The sequence below is a fragment of the Pseudomonas sp. B5(2017) genome, from assembly GCF_002112825.1.
GTDB lineage: Bacteria > Pseudomonadota > Gammaproteobacteria > Pseudomonadales > Pseudomonadaceae > Aquipseudomonas > Aquipseudomonas putida_Z.
Genome location: NZ_NEIR01000010.1, coordinates 14,574 through 35,030 on the forward strand (window position 1 = coordinate 14,574; position 20,457 = coordinate 35,030).

The 20,457-nt window shown below is 65.2% G+C and carries 21 protein-coding genes and 1 riboswitch; of the genes, 9 read left to right on the forward strand and 12 right to left on the reverse strand.

Features of this window, described 5'->3' with window-relative positions:
• Window positions 1-54: 54 nt before the first annotated feature.
• The 5 genes from cobM to CAG00_RS16100 form a co-directional block, all read right to left on the reverse strand.
• The gene (gene cobM / locus CAG00_RS16080; protein ID WP_085664752.1) at window positions 55-807 is read right to left on the reverse strand and encodes a precorrin-4 C(11)-methyltransferase; all 753 of its coding nucleotides are present in this window, start codon (window positions 805-807) and stop codon (window positions 55-57) included.
• Between the two features lie 31 nt (window positions 808-838).
• Complete coding sequence (locus tag CAG00_RS16085) at window positions 839-1,225, reverse strand: cobalamin biosynthesis protein (RefSeq protein WP_085664753.1); 387 nt, start codon at window positions 1,223-1,225, stop codon at window positions 839-841.
• Entirely contained in the window at window positions 1,225-1,911 is a 687-nt protein-coding gene (locus CAG00_RS16090; protein WP_085664754.1) for a CbtA family protein, read from the reverse strand. The genes CAG00_RS16085 and CAG00_RS16090 overlap by 1 nt, the downstream gene beginning before the upstream one ends.
• Before the next feature lie 9 nt (window positions 1,912-1,920).
• Window positions 1,921-2,109, reverse strand: coding sequence for a CbtB domain-containing protein (locus CAG00_RS16095; RefSeq protein WP_025339304.1), 189 nt, complete (start codon window positions 2,107-2,109; stop codon window positions 1,921-1,923).
• Window positions 2,110-2,201: 92 nt separating this feature from the next.
• Window positions 2,202-2,426, reverse strand: a riboswitch (cobalamin riboswitch).
• A 189-nt stretch (window positions 2,427-2,615) separates the two neighbouring features.
• Window positions 2,616-3,095: a GNAT family N-acetyltransferase gene (locus CAG00_RS16100; RefSeq protein WP_085664755.1), complete on the reverse strand. Its 480-nt coding sequence runs from the start codon at window positions 3,093-3,095 to the stop codon at window positions 2,616-2,618.
• Between the two features lie 125 nt (window positions 3,096-3,220).
• Here CAG00_RS16100 and CAG00_RS16105 point away from each other — a divergent pair, with 125 nt between their 5' ends.
• From CAG00_RS16105 to CAG00_RS16125, 5 genes are all read left to right on the forward strand, one after another.
• Window positions 3,221-3,850 carry a LysE family translocator gene (locus CAG00_RS16105; RefSeq protein WP_170978850.1) on the forward strand — a complete coding sequence of 210 codons (630 nt, stop codon included), beginning with the start codon at window positions 3,221-3,223 and terminating at the stop codon, window positions 3,848-3,850.
• 21 nt (window positions 3,851-3,871) lie between these two features.
• Window positions 3,872-4,744, forward strand: a complete 873-nt coding sequence (locus CAG00_RS16110) for an alpha/beta fold hydrolase (protein ID WP_085664756.1) — start codon at window positions 3,872-3,874, stop codon at window positions 4,742-4,744.
• A 96-nt stretch (window positions 4,745-4,840) separates the two neighbouring features.
• Window positions 4,841-5,728: a pirin family protein gene (locus CAG00_RS16115; RefSeq protein ID WP_085664757.1), complete on the forward strand. Its 888-nt coding sequence runs from the start codon at window positions 4,841-4,843 to the stop codon at window positions 5,726-5,728.
• A 179-nt stretch (window positions 5,729-5,907) separates the two neighbouring features.
• Window positions 5,908-6,837: a DNA-3-methyladenine glycosylase gene (locus tag CAG00_RS16120; protein WP_085664758.1), complete on the forward strand. Its 930-nt coding sequence runs from the start codon at window positions 5,908-5,910 to the stop codon at window positions 6,835-6,837.
• Between the two features lie 184 nt (window positions 6,838-7,021).
• A complete protein-coding gene (locus tag CAG00_RS16125; RefSeq protein ID WP_025339297.1) occupies window positions 7,022-7,282 on the forward strand; it encodes a DUF1652 domain-containing protein in 261 nt (86 codons plus the stop codon).
• Between the two features lie 19 nt (window positions 7,283-7,301).
• Here CAG00_RS16125 and CAG00_RS16130 read toward each other — a convergent pair whose 3' ends face one another.
• From CAG00_RS16130 to CAG00_RS16160, 7 genes are all read right to left on the reverse strand, one after another.
• A complete protein-coding gene (locus tag CAG00_RS16130; protein ID WP_085664759.1) occupies window positions 7,302-7,916 on the reverse strand; it encodes a Yip1 family protein in 615 nt (204 codons plus the stop codon).
• Between the two features lie 96 nt (window positions 7,917-8,012).
• Window positions 8,013-8,300, reverse strand: coding sequence for a hypothetical protein (locus CAG00_RS16135; protein WP_075045331.1), 288 nt, complete (start codon window positions 8,298-8,300; stop codon window positions 8,013-8,015).
• A 169-nt stretch (window positions 8,301-8,469) separates the two neighbouring features.
• Entirely contained in the window at window positions 8,470-9,117 is a 648-nt protein-coding gene (gene alkB, locus CAG00_RS16140) for a DNA oxidative demethylase AlkB (protein WP_085664760.1), read from the reverse strand.
• A 228-nt stretch (window positions 9,118-9,345) separates the two neighbouring features.
• A complete protein-coding gene (locus CAG00_RS16145) occupies window positions 9,346-10,791 on the reverse strand; it encodes a curlin (protein ID WP_085664761.1) in 1,446 nt (481 codons plus the stop codon).
• A gap of 16 nt (window positions 10,792-10,807) precedes the next feature.
• On the reverse strand, window positions 10,808-11,281 hold the full coding sequence (locus CAG00_RS16150; RefSeq protein WP_025339292.1) for a curlin: 474 nt from the start codon (window positions 11,279-11,281) through the stop codon (window positions 10,808-10,810).
• A 15-nt stretch (window positions 11,282-11,296) separates the two neighbouring features.
• Window positions 11,297-13,534: an Ig-like domain-containing protein gene (locus CAG00_RS16155; protein ID WP_085664762.1), complete on the reverse strand. Its 2,238-nt coding sequence runs from the start codon at window positions 13,532-13,534 to the stop codon at window positions 11,297-11,299.
• A 32-nt stretch (window positions 13,535-13,566) separates the two neighbouring features.
• Window positions 13,567-14,895: a hypothetical protein gene (locus CAG00_RS16160; protein WP_025339290.1), complete on the reverse strand. Its 1,329-nt coding sequence runs from the start codon at window positions 14,893-14,895 to the stop codon at window positions 13,567-13,569.
• Window positions 14,896-15,347: 452 nt separating this feature from the next.
• Between CAG00_RS16160 and CAG00_RS16165 the strand changes: the two genes are divergently transcribed.
• From CAG00_RS16165 to ptxS, 4 genes are all read left to right on the forward strand, one after another.
• The gene (locus CAG00_RS16165) at window positions 15,348-16,088 is read left to right on the forward strand and encodes a gluconate 2-dehydrogenase subunit 3 family protein (protein ID WP_085664763.1); all 741 of its coding nucleotides are present in this window, start codon (window positions 15,348-15,350) and stop codon (window positions 16,086-16,088) included.
• A 3-nt stretch (window positions 16,089-16,091) separates the two neighbouring features.
• A complete protein-coding gene (locus CAG00_RS16170; protein WP_025339280.1) occupies window positions 16,092-17,876 on the forward strand; it encodes a GMC family oxidoreductase in 1,785 nt (594 codons plus the stop codon).
• 12 nt (window positions 17,877-17,888) lie between these two features.
• Window positions 17,889-19,133: a cytochrome c gene (locus tag CAG00_RS16175; RefSeq protein WP_085664764.1), complete on the forward strand. Its 1,245-nt coding sequence runs from the start codon at window positions 17,889-17,891 to the stop codon at window positions 19,131-19,133.
• A 272-nt stretch (window positions 19,134-19,405) separates the two neighbouring features.
• Window positions 19,406-20,425 carry a transcriptional regulator PtxS gene (gene ptxS / locus CAG00_RS16180; protein WP_025339278.1) on the forward strand — a complete coding sequence of 340 codons (1,020 nt, stop codon included), beginning with the start codon at window positions 19,406-19,408 and terminating at the stop codon, window positions 20,423-20,425.
• Window positions 20,426-20,457: the final 32 nt, after the last annotated feature.

The window sequence follows — 20,457 nt, forward strand, 5'->3', positions numbered from 1 at the left end:
TGTTTGCAGGCGGGAAACCGGAGTCTGCTACGCCCGTGGCGAACCTGGCAATGCTCAGTCGCCAGGGCGATAGAGGTGGGCATGCCCGGCGCGGTACAAGGCCGATTCGGCAAACGGTGTGTCGCCCAGCACATGGCCCACCAGGATCAGCGCCGTGCGCCGGAAGCCCTTGGCCGCGACGCGTTCGACGATATCGCCGAGGGTGCCGCGCACCCAGTCCTGATCCGGCCAGGTGGCGCGATGCACCACCGCCACTGGGCAGTGCGCGCCGTAGTGCTGCAGCAGTTCTTCGACGATTCGCGACAGGTGCTTGACCCCCAGGTGAATTGCCAGGGTGCTGCCATGGCGCGCCAGGTCGCCAAGTTGCTCGCCGGGCGGCATCGGCGAACTGTCGCCATAGCGGGTGAGGATAACGGTCTGCGCTACCTGGGGCAGGGTCAGTTCGCAGCCGAGCAGGGCGGCGCTGGCCGCCGCGGCGGTGACCCCGGGGATGATCTGGTAATCGATGCCCAGCGCCTGCAGATGGCGGATCTGCTCGCCGATGGCGCCGTACAGGCTGGGATCGCCACTGTGTACCCGGGCCACATCTTGGCCTTGCTCATGCGCACTGCGCATGGCGGCGATGATCTGCTCCAGGTGCAGTTCGGCGCTGTTGATCACGGTCTCGGCCTGGTGGCCCTCGAGCACGGCGGCCGGCACCAGCGAACCGGCATAGATGATCACCGGGCACTGGCGGATCAGCCGTTGGCCCTTGATTGTGATCAGTTCCGGGTCGCCGGGGCCGGCGCCGATGAAGTAGACCGTCATGGAAAGTCCTTGCAGGAAAGAGGGGAAACGTTCAACAGGCCAGGGCGAGGGTAGCCGGGCCCAGTACCTGGCGCGTCAGCAGCAACCTGGCCGTGCCGAGCCGCTCGCTGGCCAGGGCCAAAGCCGCGCTCTCCGCCACGCCCCAGCAGCCGCAGTGGGCATGGGCAGCGGCGGAGCGGTGGCTGAGCTGGAGTTCGTAGGGTTGCAATTGCGCGGTATCGTACAACACCAAGGGCACGCCGAGGCGTTCGGCCAGTTGCTGCAAGCCGGGTTCGTCGGCCTTCAGGCTGATGCTGGCGATACCGTGCAGGCCGGCCAACGCCAGGCCCTGGTTGGCCAGGGCCTGGCGTAGCAAGGTTTCCAGCGTATCCGCCGGGCAACCCCGGCGGCAGCCGAAGCCGGCGTAAAAGGCAGGCATCAGGCCTGGCTGGAGCGCCGGAACAGCCAGGCGCTGAGCAGGCCCAGGGCCAGCCAGAAGGCGGCGTTGGTCAGCCAGGAGGCCACTTTGAACTGGGTTTCCAGTGCGGCGGGGGCCAGGCTCTCGTGCACCTCGGGTTGCGGCGCACCGATCACATGGGGAATGACCAGCAGCACGGCGCCCAGCGCCTTCAGCAACCAGTGGCGGGTGAATACCAGCAGGGCAAGGCCCAGCGCGGTGGCGCTGGCGGTGCCGATCCACCAGGCCTGGCGTTGCCCCAGGTCGGCGGCTGCAGTACCTGGCAGTTCCGGCGGCAGGCCCAGGGTCGGGGCCAGGCAGAACACGGCGAAGCCGGCCAGCCCCCACAGTGCGCCGGTGCCGGCACGCTTGGGTTCGCGCAGGCTGTACAGCGCGGTGAGGATCAGGGCGAAGCCGACCGCGACCACCAGGTTGCCGCCAGTGGTGGACAGCACCCGCTGCCAGCCGTCTTCCGGCGACCAGGCTTCGGCGCTGTGTTCATGGGCGGCCACTTCGCCGGCATGCTCGTGCTGGGCGACCGGGGCCGAGGATTCGTAGGTTTCTGCCTCGAGGATCAGCGGGGCGACCCAGAAGCTTTGCAGCAAGGTCAGCAGCAAGGCCGCCAGCAACCCGCTGAAGCCCGCGGTACGGGCAATGCGTGTGATCATCGGGCGTACTCAGTGGCAGGGGAAGGCGGCGCTGTGGCGGGTGTCGTGGGCGGCGTTGTGCACGGCCTCGATGTGCGAGAAGCCGGCGAAGTACACCAGGCACAGGCCCAGCAGGCTGGCGCCGACGGCGATGACGACACGCTGGCTGAGGGTGACGGGGGTGGTGATGCTGTGTTGCTTGGCGCTGGTGACGGGCATGACGCGTTCCTCTGCTTTTTGTGGGCAACGGGCAAGCGCGGCAGCCCCGAGCGTGGCAGCCCAGGGGAATGCAACAGCGCCCGCCCACCGCGGGGTGTTCATGAACGCCAGGCCGGTCTCCGGGCTTGCGAGGAGGAGCCAGGCTCCTGAAAGGCGTCACCTTCCCATGCCGGGTGATCGGGCACAGTGGTACAGACGCTTCGCTCGCTTACCGTTGCGGGGGCAGCACCGGCCTTGTCCGGCCCTGCTTGAGGGCCTGTGACGCACCGGTTTCCCGTTTCACCCCCATCGGGGGCACCTGAACGCGAGGCATAAGGAGACCATGGGGCGGGGCTGCCGTCAATTGCCCTGATGGTAGGGCTTTGGTTTTGCAGTGCCTGGGAGATCGAGCGCCGCCCGCGCGGCGCTCGATCTCACAGGCGCTGGAAAGTTCAAGGCAAGCGCACTCAAGCCCTCATGCAAGCCGGTTCGGCCTGTAGTGGTCTATGCCGTAAGCATCCACCTGGTCAGCCCCGGGCAAACGTCGCCAGCTTCTCCCCGTCCAGCCGGTAGCGCACCCACTCATCCTGCGCTTCGGCCCCCAGCTTCTGATAGAAGCCGATCGCGGGCTCGTTCCAGTCCAGCACGCTCCATTCCAGCCGCCCGCAATCATTCGCCACCGCTTCGCGGGCAATATGCTGCAGCAATTGCCGCCCGGCACCGTCGCCGCGCTGCTCGGGCGTTATGTACAGGTCTTCCAGGTAGATGCCGTTGCGCCCGAGCCAGGTCGAGTAGCTGTAGAAATACACGGCAAAGCCGATTGCCCGGCCATCGCGCTCGCAAATCAGGCTGTGCACGGTGCTGCCCTCGCCAAAAAGGCTGCGCTCGATATCGGCAACGCTCGCGATCACCTCGTGGCGAGCGCGTTCGTACTCGGCCAGTTCGGTGATGAAGGCCAGGATCTGCTCGGCATCGGCGCGAACGGCAGGGCGAATGGTAAGGCTCATGGTGACGGCTTCCTTGGTCTGGTGGTAGCGGTACAGCGATGTGTATCTACACAATTTAGTGAAACTGTATCGGTCGCAGAGGAGGGCGACTCCGTTAGTGTGACAGCACCCATAAAGAATGTGGAATGCCTGCCATGCTTGCCTCTGCCGACCTGCTCACCGCCTTCGTGCTGTTTGCCTTCGTGTCCTCCATCACTCCTGGCCCCAACAACACCATGCTGCTGGCCTCGGGCGTCAACTTCGGTGTGCGCCGCTCCATCCCGCACGCCATGGGGATCAGCATCGGTTTCATGGTAATGGTGCTGGCCGTTGGCCTGGGCCTGGGCGAGGTGTTCAAGGCCTGGCCGCCGCTGTACACGGTACTGCGCTACACCGGCGCCGCCTACCTGCTTTACCTCGCCTGGAAGATCGCCACCTCCGGGCCGGTCGGCACAGCCTCGTCCAGTGCCCGCAAACCGCTGGGCTTCTGGGGAGCGGCGGCGTTCCAGTGGGTCAACCCCAAGGCCTGGGTGATGGCAGTCGGTGCAATCACCACCTACACGCCGGCGCAAGGCTATGTGACCAACGTCATTGTCATTGCCGCCTTGTTTGCCCTGGTCAACCTGCCTAGCGTGGGGGTGTGGGTGATGTTCGGCAGCGCCCTGCGCAACCTGTTGCAGAACCCGCGCTGGCTGATGCTGTTCAATGTCCTGATGGCCTTGTTGCTGGTTATTTCACTGTACCCGCTGCTGTTTGTAGAATCGGCGTTTTCCTGACCCCGCGAGTACAGCAAGCCGATGCAGTTGATCCCCTGGTCCCACGAATGCGCCGAAGGCTTCACCCTGCGTGGCTGGCAAACCCCGGCCAGTGGCAAGCCGCTGCTGCATTTTCTGCACGGCAACGGCTTCTGCTGCCTTGCCTACCAGCCATTGCTGATGCGCCTGGGCGAACATTTCGACCTGTGGCTCAGCGATGTCCAGGGCCATGGTGACAGCGACCATGGCGGGGTGTTTCGTGGCTGGAACCGCACTGCTGCGCTGGCGGTGGAGGCTTTCGCAGCCGGGCGGGGCGAGTATGGCGACGTACCGCGCTTTGCCGTCGGGCACAGCTTCGGTGGCGTGCTCACCGGCCTGATCCTGGCCAGTGAACCGCAACTGTTCACGCGTGCCGTGCTGCTTGACCCGGTACTGTTCAGCCGGCGCATGCTGGGTGTGATGGGGGTGGCGGCCCTGGTCGGCTTGCATCAGCGTCACGCCTTGGCGCGCAAGGCCGCCAGCCGTCGCAGCCACTGGCCCGACCGCGAGGCAGCCCTGGCTTCGCTGCATGGGCGGGGTATCTTCAAGGGGTGGACCGATGCGGCGCTGCGGGCCTACGTCGAGCATGCCATCGGCGACTGTGGCGAAGCGGTGGTGCTCAAGTGCCGGCCCAGCCGCGAAGTGGAAATCTTCAGTTCCTTCCCCAAGCGCATGTGGGCAAGCCTGACGGCGATCCGCACGCCCACGCGGGTGCTGTACGGCGAGCACACCTACCCCTTCGTGCCCCATTCGGTGAGCCGCCTGGCGGCGCTCAACCCTCAGGTGACCGCCAGGCAAGTTGCAGGTGGGCACTGCTTCATGCAGGAAGACCCGGTCATTGCTGCAGAACAGGTGCTCGGTTTCTTGCAAGGCTGACTGTTCCATGAGTGGAACGATGAATGCCAAACAAGCCTGCTACCGCCTGATTGGCATCATTGATAAGGTTATCTCAACCAAGAGAGGAGCCTTCTCATGAAAACGATTCTGGGTATTCACCGCAGCCCCCACGCCCACTGGGTAGGTGATGGTTTCCCGGTGCGCAGCCTGTTCACCTACGACAACCTGGCCAGCAAGATCAGCCCGTTCCTGCTGCTGGACTATGCCGGCCCTCATGACTTCACCCCGACCAGTGCGCGGCGCGGCGTTGGCCAGCACCCGCACCGCGGCTTCGAGACCGTGACCATCGTTTACCAGGGCGAACTGGAGCACCGCGACTCTACCGGCGCTGGCGGCTTGATCGGCCCCGGTGACGTGCAGTGGATGACTGCTGCCAACGGCATCATCCATGAAGAGTTCCACTCCCCAGGCTTCGCCCGCACTGGCGGTACGCTGGAGATGGTACAGCTGTGGGTCAACCTGCCGGCACGGGACAAGCGCGCAGCGGCTGGCTACCAGACGCTGCTGGCCGAGGACATCCCGGTGGTGGCGCTGGACGGCGAGGGCGGCAGCCTGCGGGTGATTGCAGGTGAATATCGTGGGCATTCGGGGCCGGCGCGAACCTTTACCGCCATGGATGTCTGGGACATGCGCCTGAATGCCGGTGCAACGTTGCAGCTGCCGGTTGCCGCCGGGCGCAATGCGGCGCTGGTGGTGTTGCGCGGCAATGTGCGGATCAACGGCGAGCGCGAAGCCGGCCCATCCAGCCTGGTGCTGCTTGACCGCGGCGGTGAGGATGTTGCCGTCGAAGCGCTGGAAGGTGCCAGCCTGCTGCTGCTCAGCGGTGAACCGATCGACGAGCCGATCGTGGGCTATGGCCCGTTCGTGATGAACAGCCAGGCAGAAATTGCCGAGTCGTTCGACGACTTCCATGCCGGGCGGTTCGGGCAGATGCAGGATGCACGGGGCGGTGCAGCGCATTGATCCTTGACTGAAAAAGCTGGGGCTGCGTTGCAGCCCTATCGCGACACAGGGCCGCTCCTACAGGGAAGCACGACCCCCTGTAGGAGCGGCCTTGTGTCGCGATAGGGGCGCAAAGCGCCCCCAGCACTCAAAAGCCACGTCCGGATTGAAACCATTGGCATTACTGGCATGATCACCCCATGCCCAAGCTCACCCCCTTGCACGCCGTGCGCCGATCATTGCCCACCCCCGGCCACCACACCCTGTGGCTGCGCTACCGCGCCCCTTACCACTGGCCCTCGACGCTGGCCTTCCTCGCTGCCCGCTGCATCCCCGGCATCGAGACCTGCCTCGACGGCACCTACCGCCGTACTCTGGTAATTGCCGGCCGCCACGCCGTCTTGCACGCCACACCTTCGGGCAGCCAGTACCTGCGGGTCCGCCTTGAAGGCGTCCCGGCCCACGCGCTACCCGGCCTGACCGCCAGGCTGAGGCGGGTCTTCGACCTTGATGCCGACCCCGCGCGCATCAATGCAGAACTGTCCCGCGATCCGCTGATGGCCCGCCTGCTACAGGAGCGCCCGGGCCTGCGCGTGCCACAAGGCTGGGACGCCTGCGAGCAGGCCATGCGCACTGTGCTGGGCCAGCAGGTCAGTGTGGCCGGGGCCATGACCCTGGCCGGCCGCCTGGTGCAACGCCACGGCGTGCCCTTGCGCTGGCCCGCACCGGGCCTGAGCCACGTGTTTCCGGCGCTGCCGGTATTGGCGGCTGCGCAGTTCGACGGTATGGGCATGCCGCGGGCGCGCGCCGCCACCCTGGGCACGCTGGCCAGCGCCTTGCTGGCCGAGCCCGGGCTGCTACGCCGCGGGCAAGTGCTGGATGAACTGCTGCGCAACCTGTGCCAACTCAAGGGGATCGGCCCCTGGAGCGCGCACTACCTGGCGTTGCGCCAGGCCGGCGCGGCCGATGCCTTGCCGCTGGGCGACGTGGCGCTGGTCAAGGCGTTGCGCCTGCTCGAAGGCGACGACGCCCAACTGGCGCAACGAGCTTTGGCCTGGCGACCGTGGCGAGCCTATGCGGCGCAGCATCTGTGGGCATCGCTGGGGCCTGCCGGCACCGCTCGTCGCTAAGTCTGCCATCGCGTTCGAACACTCGAACTGCGCAGGCGATCTTCCACTAAGGTGCTAGAGGATTCCCCGCATGATCATTGCCCAGGCGCATGGACGCCTGCTCCGGCATGCGCAATATCAATTGGCGCCTCGCCCGACAAAGGCGTACTCACACAACAGGCCATCCCAAAGAGAGGGTCGTACCATGTCGTTGATAGGAGTTTCGATGCTAGAAATGCGGCAGATGATCGAGCAGGCCTGCCTGCCCGACCGTTGCGAAGTCAGCTGCACGGACGGCGCCAACCTGACCATCCGCCTGGGTCAGGGCCAGAGTCTCGACGAGGGCGTGACCCTGAGCGGGGTCCCCCTGCATAGCCTCAACAGTTGCCGCGACCTGGTCAACCTGGTGGGGCAGCTGCACGCGCTGCGTGACAGCCACCCGGCGCCACTCAAGGCGATCGCCTGAGGCGCCTGCCGCGCCCCGGTCAGCCCAGGCTGGCCGGGCGCACATGTTCCGGCATCAGGCCGTTGAACCAGAACAGGATCATCGCCACCAGGATGGTCACCAGCAGCAGCAACCCCACGCCCCACACGCAGGTAGCGAACAGCATGGCCTGTTCCTTCTTCAGGCGCAGGAAGGTCTGCAACCCGCCATACAGCAACACACTGGCATAGGCCGAGGCTGCCAGCAGCGCAGCCAGCGCGAGCCAGCGGATCGGCAGCAGGCCAACCACCCCGGCAAAGAACCATGGCGTGGCGCAGTAGGCGGCAAAGCCGATGCACTGGTTGAGGCTGGGCTGCGCATCGAAACCGCGCGACATCCAGCGGATCATCGTGCCCATCAACATCACCCCGACGACCGTGGTGGCATAGAGCAGGCCCGCCAGTTGCGCGGCGCTGGCCATGCTCAGGCGCACCCGCTCCTCGGCCGCCAGGCTCCAGCCGAAGGTGGTGGTGCCGAAGAACAGGCACACCGCGGGGATCAACGCCAGGGCCAGCAGGCGCGGCAGATACTGCTGCGGGTGGTCTTCCTCGGCCCGGCGAATATCCAGCCAGGCGTCGGCGGGGTGAGTGAAGAGCTTGAGCAACGGACTGTTCATTGGCGTTCTCCGCGTTCTCCGGCAGACATGGGCCCTTTTGCTATGGAGACGTGACGCGCCCGCTGGGTTCAGCCGGGTTGATCGCCGTTGATCGTCTTACAGCAGTTCCAGCAGCAGGTTGAGGCCGCCATCACCGCACTTGCCCTGGTCGCGGACCACACCGTGGTAGCTGCGCCCGTCCCAGACGAAGGCCACGCTGTGGGCACGGTCGACCTTGTCGGGCAGCGGCGGGCAGATGTGCAGGCGCAGGCCCGGGCGGCCTTGCAGGTTGAGGGCGGCGAGTTGGCACTGGCATTCCACGCTTTGTGCCACCGGGCCGAACAGGGTGTCGCGTACGTAATCGAGTTGCAGTGAGGAATTGGGCGCGCGGCAGGGCATTTTCATGGGCGCGCGGCTCCGCTGTGAGGGGTCGGGGAACAGGGCTGGCAGGGCATGGCGGGCTCCAGGCTGAAGAGGGCATGGCATATCGTTTGAAGCTTGCCTGGCCAAGATGTTCAACGTGTTTCATGCGCGTTCATCCTGTTTGCGCCGGGTGACAGGCCGTCGGTCCGATTCAGCCACCGGCCTTGCGCAGGGTCAGGTTTATCCGCCGTTCACCCAGGCGCGGATGCACGCCGGGCTTGATCGGGAGCACGCCGTGAAAGCGCAAGCGGTCCTCTCCACCCCAGACCAGCACATCGCCGTGGCTCAGTGGGATGCGCTGGGTCTTGTCGGCGCGCTGCAGGCCACCGAACAGGAACACCGCCGGCAAGCCCAGCGACACCGACACGATCGGTTGGCCGAAGTCCTGCTCGTCGCGGTCCTGGTGCAGGCTCAGGCGGGTGCCCGGCAGGTAATGGTTGACCAGGCAGGCATCCGGCACGAAGCCGTCGAACCCGGCCATGGCCGCGGCGCGGTTGGCCAGCGCGAGCAACACGGGGGGCAGGGCGGGCCAGGGTTTGCCGCTGAGCGGGTCGCAGGGGCTGTAGCGGTAGCCGTGTTCGTCACTGACCCAACCCAGCGTGCCGCAGTTGGTCAACCCTACCGCCATGCGCAGGCCGCCCGGGGTGTGCATGTGCCGGAACGGCGCGGCACGCAGCACCGGGCGCAGGGCATCGAGCAGAGGCTCGATCTCGGCCAGGGCGAAGCCGGGCAGCAGCACGGTGTGGCTGGCCAGGCGTTGCGGCTGGTGGCCGAACAGGTTGAGGTCGGACTGGATCATGGGATTGGGTATCGGCTTGGTTGGGGACCATTGTAATGCGCTTGGCAGGCTTGGCCTATTCGCGGGCATGCCCGCTCCCACAGGGTTGGCGCAGGCTTTGACGGCGGTGGAGTACCTGTGGGAGCGGGCGTGCCCGCGAACAGGTCGGCAAGAAAAGAAGTTCTGACAGGAATAAAAAGGAACCGCGGCACCAGGGAGAGGAGCACCGCGGTTCAAAGGGGGAGCGATCTATTGCTGGGTCACAGTGGCCACGTTCGCGCTGCCCAGCTGGCTGATGGTCGCGGTCTGGGTGACACCGCTCTGGTCGACGTACGCCTTGTTGCCCTGGCCTCCCTGGGTCACGTAGGCGACGTTGTAACTGTCAACCTGCTTGATGGTGGCTTCGTTGCCGCCACCGTACAGCTGGTTGGTGTAGCTCTGGTTGCTGTAGCCGGACTGGTCCAGGTTGATGACGTTGCCGGTGCCCTGGCTGTTGCCGTAGGCATAGTTTTCGGTGCCACGCTGGTCGGCGATCAGGATGTTGTCAGTGCCGTTCTGTTCGAAGTACAGCTCGTTGTTCATGTCGGCCTGCTTGGTCTCCATCTGGTTGCCGGTGCCTTTCTGGGTCAGCGTGGCCAGCTGGTTGTCACCGTTCTGGGTCAGGTTGGCGCCGTTGCCATTGCCGTTCTGGTTGATGGTGGCGTTCTGGTTGGTACCGAACTGGCCGCCCATCTTGGCGCCTTTCCAGTTGCTGGCAGTGACGCTGTTGCCATTGCCCTTGGTGTTGATGGTCAGGTTGAGGTTTTCACCGTTCTGGTAGGTGAAATGCAGGTTGTTGCTACCGGTCTGGGTGATGGTGGTGGTCGAGTTGTTGGTCTCGAACTGGTCCGACCAGCTGGCGTTGGCCGTGCCCTGTTGCGACAGGCTGACCTTGTTGTTCATGCCGAAGCTCTGGTCGATATAGCCTTCGTTCAGCTGGCCGGACTGGGTTACCGATGCCTGGCTGGCAGTCTGGTTGTCCTGCCACACTTCCACCGAGTTGCCGCCACCGTACTGGCCTATGCCGATGGTGCCGCCGGTGCCGTCGCGCTGGTCGCCATACGCCCAGTTGCCTTTGCCATCCTGGTAGACCTGGATATCGCCATCGATGTAGCTCAGGTGCTCGGCGGCGGCGTAGTTGTCCTGGCCGGTCTGGTTGATGATGCTGCTGTTGTTGCTGCCACCAAAGGTCTGCTCGATGAAGGCTTCGTTGCGCTGGCCGGATTGCCAGGTGGTGGCCTTGCTGCCTTCCTGGCTGTCCTGCCACACGGTCGAGGTGTTTTCGGCGCCTTGCTGGGTTTGCAGCGACTGGTTGCCCAGGCCCAGCGACTGGCTGACGAAGGCATCGTTGTAGCTGCCGCTGGCGTGCTGGGTGACCTGGCTGCCGTTCTCGAACAGTTGGTCGGCGTAGCCGGCGTTGTACTGGCCGTTGGCGCTCTGCTGGATATTGCTGGTGCTCTCGGATTGCACCGCCAGGTGGTTGTTGCCCTTGCCGATCTGGGTCTGGGTGGCCGAGGCGAATGGCGCCAGGGACTGGCTGACTTCGGCGATGTTTTCCTTGCCGTCCTGGGTCTGGGACGAGGTGCTGTCAGCAGCCATGGCCTGACCTGCAAGGGCCAGGACGATAGCGGCACTTAACGGAGCGAGCTTGTACATGGGGGTGCCTCCAGGTCTATCGGTATTGGGTGATCTGAACGTGCTGGCCATTGCCGGCCTGGGTCACGGAGCTGTTGAGGCCAGTGCCGGACTGCACGATGCTGGCGCTGTTGTCGTTGCCGATCTGCTCGATGGCCGCGCTGTTGCTGCTGCCGCTCTGGCGGATCGACGCGCTGTTGCCATTTCCCTGTTGGCTGATGATGGCCATCAGGTCACTACCTTCCTGCAAGATGTACGCTTCCTGCGCGCCACCGGCCTGGACGATGCGGCCCAGCAGGGCCTGGCCGTTCTGGTCGAGGGCGGCGCGGTTGCCCGCGCCTTGCTGCTCGATCACCGCAGCCTGGCCGGCGCCGGCCGGCAGCAGGCGGATGATCACCGGGTCGCCGAGGTCGTTGCCGGGCGCGAGGTCGGCATTGTCCAGCAGGTCGTCGGCCCAGCAGGCCTGGCCCACCAGGGCCAGGCCGAGCAGCAGGGGGTACAGGCGTTTCATTGCAACCTCCGGCCTTTACTGCACGGTTACGTTGACGGTGCGTGTGGTGCCCTGGCTGGTGGTGATCGTCGCCGTCGGTGCCGCAGTCGGGATGATCGTGGTGCTGTTGCTCACCGCCAGGCGCCAGCGGCCGGTCAGCGCTACCGTGGCGGTGCCAAGGGTCTGCACGCCGGTAGTGGTGGTAACCCGCACGGTGACGGTGTTGCCGGTGGTGACCGACGAGGTACCGCTGAGGTCCCAGTTGTAACGGTTGTTGGAGCGTGCCGTGACCGTGGCAGCCGTGACCGCGAAGGTTTCGGCGGCGGGCCGTGGCGACACGTTGACGGTGACGGTAGTGGGGTTGGACAGCGCCCCCAGCGAGTCACGCGCCTGGTAGGTGAAGGTGGTGGTGAAGGCGGTGGTCACCGTGGCCGGTGGGGTGTAGGTCACCGTGGTGCCGTCGGTGCTGACCGTGCCCCGACCGGTAGCCGGCTGGGTGAGGGAGGTAGCGGGGACAGTCAGCGGCACGTTGCCTTCCGGATCGGTGTCGTTGGCCAGCACGTTGATGGTCAATGGCACGCCCAGGGTGGCGACGGTTTCCGGGTTGGCGGTTGGTGCCCGGTTGGGCGCTACGTTGATGGTGACAGTAGCCGGTGCCGACTTCAGGCCCTTGGCGTCCACCGCCCGGTAGCTGAAGGTGGCCACCACGGGTTGCGTGGCCCCGGCTGGCGGGGTGTAGGTGACCGAGGTGGTGCCGTTCATCACCACGCCGCCAAGGCCGGTACCGGGCTGGGTCAGGTCGCTGATGGTCAGCGGTACGTTGCCGTCCGGGTCGCTGTCGTTCTGTAGCAGGTTGAGGGTGATCGGGATACCGACGCTGGTGCTGCCGATATCGGCCTGGGCCAGCGGTGGCTGGTTGGCCGCCTCGACCGGTGCGTTGCCGACCACGACCACCGGTTCGATATCGCTGCCGCCACGTGCCGACTTGACCGTGATCGTGGCCGGTGGCTGCGGTACGTCGTTGACCGTCAGGCTCTGCAGCGTGCCTGCCTTGGACAGGCGACCGTAGCCCTGGGCGAGCAGGTCGGGGATCGCCACCTCATCACTGGAACTGGCCTCGATCAGCAGGCGCTTGTTGGCCCAGTCGTAGCGTGCGGTGCTGACCTTGACCACGTCGGTGAGCTTGCTCGACAGCGCGGTCGGCTGGGTGCCGCCGGCGCTGTTGCTGGCGGTGACCACCACCACTGCGGGCGGTGCTTCCTGGCCGAACTGCTGGTGGAAGAACAGCCCGTTGTTGTCGGCGGTGAGGGTGTACTGGCACGGCGAAGGCGGGGTGCCGACCAGGGCGATGCCATTGCGCATGCACAGGCTGGCTGCGCTGGGCGCCTTGGCGAACACTTCCGTGCGGGTGCCGGTGGCATTGCGCGAGTAGGTGGCGCGTTCCAGGCTGACCGGGGTCTGGGCACGCTGGTCCAGTACCTTGCCTGAAACAGTGAAGGTGTTGGTCTGGATGGTGCCAGCGGGGCCTTGAATGCGCACGAAGTTGGTATTGAAGGGGCTGCCGGTCACCGCTTCGGTGATATTGGGGTCGCCGATGTAGGTTTCGATGGCGCCGGTATCGGGGTTGACCGCGGTGTAAGGCCCGCCAACACCCTTCAGCCAAGGGCCGATCGCCCCCGCCAGCGCTCCCCGGAAGTTGCCAGGTGCGCCAATGCCTATGTCCCGGGTGATGTTGATCGCCCGGCGCCCAGCCGTGGTGACGTTGACCGTCTCCACCCCGTAAGGGTGGGTGATAGTGTAGGTACCGGTACTTGGGACCGAAGCACGGATGCGGATGCGGGCGAAGCTCTGCTGGTCACCATCGACCGGGTTTTCAGCGGCGAAGGCTGCCTCCACCCCGGCTACATAGACCTCCAGCTCGTAGCCGCTGTTGCCGACCTGCGGAATGGCGGTTTCAGCCAGGAACCAGAACATCTCTGGCGGCCAGTTGTCCGGGAACACCAGCGGCAGGGCATCGTCATAGATGCCGGGCTCGGGCAACAAGGTACACATGTAGGCGGGTGCCCCTGGCGCGCCGGGGGCTCGCGTACTGGTGGCACGGGACTGGCACAGCTCCAGGGACTGGTCGAGGCTGTCCTTGTACCACATCGGATAGCCACCGGTGGCGAAGGTGTAGGGCCCCGGGTCGACATCGGACAGCGCGGCAAACGCGGCGCTGGTAACGGTAAGAGAAAAACCGGCGGCCAACAGCGCACGGCGCGACCAAGTGTTCATGCTGCCTCCTTGAAGGCTGAGCCTTTGTCTGTTCATGGCACCAGCACCACGTCTTCGGTGTCGCTACCGCCATTGGCACTGGTGACCTGCACCTTGGCCGGCGGGATCGGCGACAGGCTGGTGCTCAGCGTCTTCACGGCGCCAGTTCCGCTCAGGTTGCCGATCAGCGCGCCGTTGCCGGTATGTGCGGTGAGCACTGGCGGCGTGGTTTCGTCGCTGGTGCTGGCCACCAGGGTCAGCTCGCCGGTGGACAGGCGGTACTGGGCCTGGGTGATGGTGACCAGGTCGGTCAGCGGCACGTTGGCGGTGGTCAGGCTGCTGGTGGGGATCGCCACGCTGTTGTCGGCGGTCAGCGTCAGGACCGTCCCGGCGGCCGGGTCGAGCACCGACTGGGCGTACCAGGCGCCGGTACCGTTGGCCTCGGTGAGGTTCAGGTTGGGTGTCTGGCTGGTCAGGGTGACGCTGGCCGGTGGCGGCGGCGCCATCACGAAGATGTCCTGCTGGGCGCGCAGGTCGCCGTTCTCGGTATGCCGCGAGTAGGTAGTGCGTTGCGGCATCAGCGGGGTTGGCAGGGCCACTGCGGAAAGCTTGCCCGAAACCGCGAACAGCTCGGTGCGCAGGTCGATGCCGCCGGGGCCTTCGATGCGCACGTAGTTGGTGTTGAACGGGCTGCCGGTCACCCGTTCTTCCAGGTTCGGGTCGCCGATGAAACGCTCGCTGCCTTCGGTGTAGGGGCCGTTGACACTACGCAGGAACGGCCCGACATCGCCTTTCAGGGCACCGGTGAAATCACCTGCGCCGGCAATGCCGATGTCGCGGGTCATGTTGATCGCCCGGCGCCCGGCCGCAGGTACGTCGAACACTTCAACGCCGTAGGGGTGAGTGACCACGTAGGTGCCGGCGGTTGGCACGTCGACCCGGATACGCACCCGGGCGAAGCTGACCTGGTCGCCGTCGACCGGTTCTTCGGCGGCAAATGCCGCTTCGATCGCGGTGCCGTAGCTGAGGTCGATGCCGCGAGTGGCGTCGACGATGGCGGCGTCGGCGGTGAACCAGAACGCCTCGTCAGGGAAGTTGGTGGGGAAGACGATGGGTTGGGTATCGTCGAACACGCCGGGGGTAGGCAGCAGCGTGCACATGTACGACGGTGCGCCGGGCGCGCCAGGCACCCGCGAGCTGACCGCCTTGGTCAGGCACAGGTCGAGGGTACGACCGTGGCTGTCCTGGTACCAGGCGGGGAAGCCGCCGTTGGCGGGCACATAGGCGCCTGGATCGACAGCGTTCAAGGCAGCCTGCGCCGGGAGCTGGAGCATGCCGGCGAAAATCGCCACTGCCAGCGGGTGGGGTATCGGTCGGTGCATGAGTCATTTCCTCCTGCAAACGGGCCCATGGACTTGGGGCGTCTGGCAGGAGATCGGCAATAGGCGTGCCAAGCCGGAAAAAATGCGCTGTAGCCCTTGCAGGGCAAGGGATCCAATTCCTTATCAACGGTATTGGTAGGCGTTTGTCGTTGGGCACCGTGCCCCCAAGGTTGGGGAGTGGGGCAGGTCGTGCCGCCCCATTCGTGACATCTGCGTGAACGCGGCCCTGTGGGCGCGGCCTTGCCCGCGAATGCGTGTGTAGCCAGCAAGGCAGGCAGGCCTGGTGCGAAGTCCGGACGGCCCCTTTGAAATCAAGCCTGAAACCGGTTTCAAAACATTTCTGAACACGCTAAATTATTCGGCTGTTTTCTTGATGGCCTATCAAGACCACCCCCCATATTGAAAATCAGATGGCGCTTTTCAAGGCCGCACACAGCCGATGAGGATTCGCAATGCCTGACCATGCCCCAGACAACCCGCGCAGGGACTTTCTGCGCAAGACCTTGACCTTGATCCCTGTGGTCACCGTGGCCAGCACGGGGCTTGGCGTGGGTGCCAGTCAGCTGCTTGCGGCCCCGCAACACGAGCCCAAAGTGCCGGCCACACCGCCAGCGGGCAACTACCAGCCGACGTTCTTCACTGCAGAGGAGTGGGCCTTCGTGCAGGCGGCCGTCTCGCGCATCATCCCGGCCGACGAGCTTGGCCCCGGTGCACTTGAAGCCGGCGCTGCCGAGTTCATCGACCGGCAGATGAACACCCCCTACGCAACCGGCGCGCAGTGGTACATGCAGGGCCCGTTCAAGGCCGACGCCGCGCCCGAACTGGGTTACCAGCTGCAACTCAGCCCGCAACAGATCTACCGCCTGGGCATCGCCGCCGTGGACGGCTGGTGCAAGGCCAATTCCGGGCAAGTTTTTGCTGCGCAAGATAGCGCTACCCGAGACCACGTTCTCAGCAAGGTCGAGGCTGGAGAGCTGGTTTTCGACACCGTGCCGGCCAAGGTGTTCTTCAGCTTGCTGGTGCAGAACACCCGTGAAGGGTTCTTCTGCGACCCGATCCATGGCGGCAACAAAGGCATGGTCGGCTGGACCCAGATCGGCTTCCCCGGCGCCCGCGCCGATTTCATGGATTGGGTCGAGCGCAACGAGCCTTACCCGTTCCCGGCTGTTTCGATCCGTGGCGAGAGGGCCTGAGACATGGCGACCGTGATGAAGAAAGTGGACGCGGTAATCGTGGGCTTCGGCTGGGCCGGCGCGATCATGGCCAAGGAACTGACCGAGGCCGGGCTGCAGGTGGTGGCCCTGGAGCGGGGGCCGATGCAGGACACCTACCCGGAAGGCAGCTACCCGCAGGTGATCGACGAGCTGACCTACAGCGTGCGCAAGAAGCTGTTCGTCGATGTGTCGAAAGAAACCGTCACCATCCGCCATGGCATGAACGACGTGGCACTGCCCAATCGCCAGCTCGGTGCCTTCCTGCCGGGCAAAGGTGTAGGTGGCGCAGGCCTGCACTGGTCTGGCGTGCACTTCCGGGTAGACCCGATGGAGCTGCGCATGCGCAGCCACTACGAAGAACGCTACGGGCGCAAGTTCATCCCCGAAGACATGACGATCCAGGACTTCGGGGTCAGCTACGAAGAACTGGAACCGCACTTCGACTTTGCCGAAAAGGTATTCGGTACCTCTGGCCAGGCCTGGACCGTCAACGGCCAGGTCGTTGGCGAAGGGAAGGGCGGCAACCCCTATGCGCCGGACCGTTCCAGCCCGTTCCCGCTGCCTTCGCAGAAAAACGTGGTGTCGGCCAGGCTGTTCGAAAAGGCGGCGGCCAGCCTGGGCTACAAGCCCTACAACCTGCCCTCGGCCAACACCTCCGGCTCGTACACCAACCCGTACGGGGCGCAGATGGGGCCGTGCAACTTCTGCGGTTTCTGCAGCGGCTACGTGTGCTACATGTACTCCAAGGCCTCGCCCAACGTGAACATCCTGCCGGCGCTGCGCCAGGTGCCGAACTTCGAATTGCGGCCCAACGCCCATGTGCTGCGGGTGAACCTGGACGACAGCAAGCGCAAGGCCACCGGGGTGACCTACATCGACGCCCAGGGGCGGGAAGTGGAGCAACCGGCGGACCTGGTGATCCTGGCGGCGTTCCAGTTCAACAACGTGCGCCTGATGCTGCTGTCCGGCATCGGCAAACCGTACGACCCCATCAAGAACGAAGGCGTGGTCGGGCGTAACTTCGCCTACCAGAACATGGGCACGGTCAAGGCGTTCTTCGACAAGGACACCTACACCAACAACTTCATCGGCGCCGGTGGCAACGGCATTGCCATCGATGACTTCAACGCCGACAACTTCGATCATGGCCCGCACGGTTTCGTCGGTGGCTCGCCGATGTGGGTGAACCAGGCCGGCACACGGCCGATTGCCGGCGGCGCCACCCCGCCTGGCACACCGGCCTGGGGCAGCGCCTGGAAGAAGGCCACCGCCGATTACTACACCCACCAGGTTTCGATGGACGCCCACGGCGCCCACCAGTCCTACCGTGGCAATTACCTGGACCTCGACCCGACCTACCGCGACGCCTACGGCCAGCCGCTGCTGCGCATGACCTTCGACTGGCAGGAAAACGACATCAGGATGAACCAGTTCATGGTCGACAAGCTGAGCAAGATCGCCCAGGCGATGAACCCCAAGACCATTGCCGTGCTGGGCAAGAAGGTCAAGGACCACTTCAACACCGCCAGCTACCAGACCACCCACCTGAACGGCGGCGCGATCATGGGCACCGACCCGAAAACCAGTGCGTTGAACCGCTACCTGCAAAGCTGGGACGTGCACAACGTGTTCGTTCCGGGGGCTTCGGCGTTCCCCCAGGGGCTGGGCTACAACCCGACCGGGCTGGTGGCTGCGCTGACCTACTGGTCGGCCCGCGCCATCCGCGAGCAGTACCTGAAAAACCCTGGCCCGCTGGTCCAGGCTTGAGGAGCGATGCGCATGAAGACAATGTTGATCGCAACCCTGCTGGGTGCCAGCGTGGCTGCACAGGCTGCGCCGAATGACGATGCGCAGGTGCGCCAGGGCGAGTACCTGGCCCGCGCCGGCGACTGCGTCGCCTGCCATACCGCCAAGGGCGGCAAGCCGTTCGCCGGTGGGTTGCCGATGGAGACACCGATCGGCACGGTTTACTCCACCAACATCACCCCGGCGGCCAGTGGTATCGGCCAGTACAGCTTCGAAGACTTCGACCAGGCGGTGCGCAAGGGCATCGGCAAGGACGGCAGCACCCTGTATCCGGCCATGCCATACCCGTCCTATGCGCGCGTCAGCGAGCAGGACATGCAGGCGCTGTATGCCTACTTCATGAAGGGCGTGGAGCCGGTCGAGCAGCCGAACAAGGCCACCGACATCCCCTGGCCGCTGAGCATGCGCTGGCCGCTGGCGGTCTGGCGCGGGTTGTTCGCGCCAGAGGCCAAGCCCTGGCAGGCATCGGCGGCGGCCGACCCGGTGGTCAACCGCGGTGCCTACCTGGTCGAGGGCCTGGGGCACTGTGGCGCGTGCCATACGCCGCGGGCGCTGACCATGCAGGAAAAGGCACTGAGCCCACAGGATGGCGAGCAGTTCCTGGCTGGCAGTGCACCGCTGGAAGGCTGGATTGCCAAGAACCTGCGTGGCGACCACAAGGACGGCCTGGGTAGCTGGAGCGAAGAGCAGCTGGTGCAGTTTCTCAAGACTGGCCGTAGCGACCGCAGCGCCGTGTTCGGTGGCATGAGCGACGTGGTCGAGCACAGCATGCAACACATGAGCGACGCCGACCTGACCGCTATCGCCCGCTACCTGAAGACGCTGCCGCCGAGCAACCCTGACGACCAGACGCACGTGTACGACAAACAGGTGGCGGATGCGCTGTGGAAGGGCGACGACAGCAAGCCCGGGGCGGCGGTGTACATCGACAACTGCGCGGCCTGCCACCGTACCGATGGCCAGGGCTATACCCGCGTGTTCCCGGCCCTGGCCGGCAACCCGGTGGTGCAGACGGCAGATGCCACATCGCTGATCCACGTGGTGTTGGCGGGGGGCACAGTGCCGGCGACGCACGCGGCACCGTCGAACTTCACCATGCCGGCGTTCGGTTGGCGCCTGAGTGATCAGGAGGTTGCCGAGGTGGTGAACTTCATTCGCACCAGTTGGGGTAACCAAGGGGATGCCGTCACCGCCAGTGACGTGAAAGCCCTCCGTTAACCGCATCCCTCTGTCTGCACCCCCAATCCACTGTGGGAGCGGGTTTACCCGCGAATGCGTCGGCACATTCAACATCGCATTCGCGGGTGAACCCGCTCCCACAGGGTCTCGTGTTTATATATCTATATATATCAGTCAGTTAAAGCGTATTCTTATTGCATTTGCTACGCATGAATATCGCACTCCCGACCAACGGCATGTTGACGAACGCGTGCGATTTTGCTGTATTGAAACCGGTTTCATCGCTATCACAACAATCATAAGGACAGCCCATGACCGACGCGCCTGCCCATGCCCGCGAACGGGTCACCATCAGCGAAGTAGCGCGTGTCGCTGGCGTTTCCAAGGCCACCGTCTCCCGTTACATCGGCGGTGACCGGCAGTTGCTCGCCGAAGCCACCGCCAAGCGCCTGGAAGAGGTCATCGAGCGCCTCGGTTACCGCCCCAACCAGATGGCCCGTGGCCTGAAGCGCGGCCAGACGCGCCTGATCGGCATGCTGGTGGCCGATATCCTCAACCCCTATTCAGTGGCCGTGATGCATGGCGTGGAAACTGCCTGCCGCCAGCACGGCTACAGCCTGGTGGTGTGCAACACCAACCGCGACGACGAGCAGGAGCGTCACCACCTGGTGGCCCTGCAGTCCTACAACGTCGAAGGGCTGATCGTGAACACGCTTGGCCATCACCCCGGCGAATTGCTCAACCTGCAGCGCGACATCCCCATGGTGCTGGTCGACCGCCAGTTGCCCGAACTGAATGTCGACCTGGTTGGCCTGGACAATGCCGACGCGGTCGAGCAGGCCCTCGACCACCTGCAGGCGCAAGGCTACCGCGACATCCTGGCGGTAACCGAACGCCTCGATGGCACCAGCTCGCGCCTGGAGCGGGTGCAAGCGTTCGGCACATCGATCAGCCGGCGCCCCGGGATGCGCCAGCAGGTGCTGGAAATCGGCGCCGGGCTGGATGACCAGCTGGCTTCGTTCCTCGCCGGCAGCGGCCATGGCCCGCAGGCCATCTTCACCTTCAACGGTGTCGCCACCCTGGCCGTGACCCGTGCCCTGCACGAAGCAGGGCGCAATCTGTTCGCGGACGTCGGGCTGATCGCGCTCGACGACCTTGACTGGTACCCCTTGGTCGGCAGCGGCATCACTGCACTGGCCCAGCCCACCGAGCGAATCGGCGTGGCAGCATTCGAGAGCCTGCTTGGCCGCCTGCGCGGCGACAGCGGGGCAGCCCGGCGCATCGACTTCAAGGCCGAGCTGATCATCCGAGGTTCAACCCAGCCACAGTAATCACAGGCAGGCACCCGCGTGCTTGCTGTCAT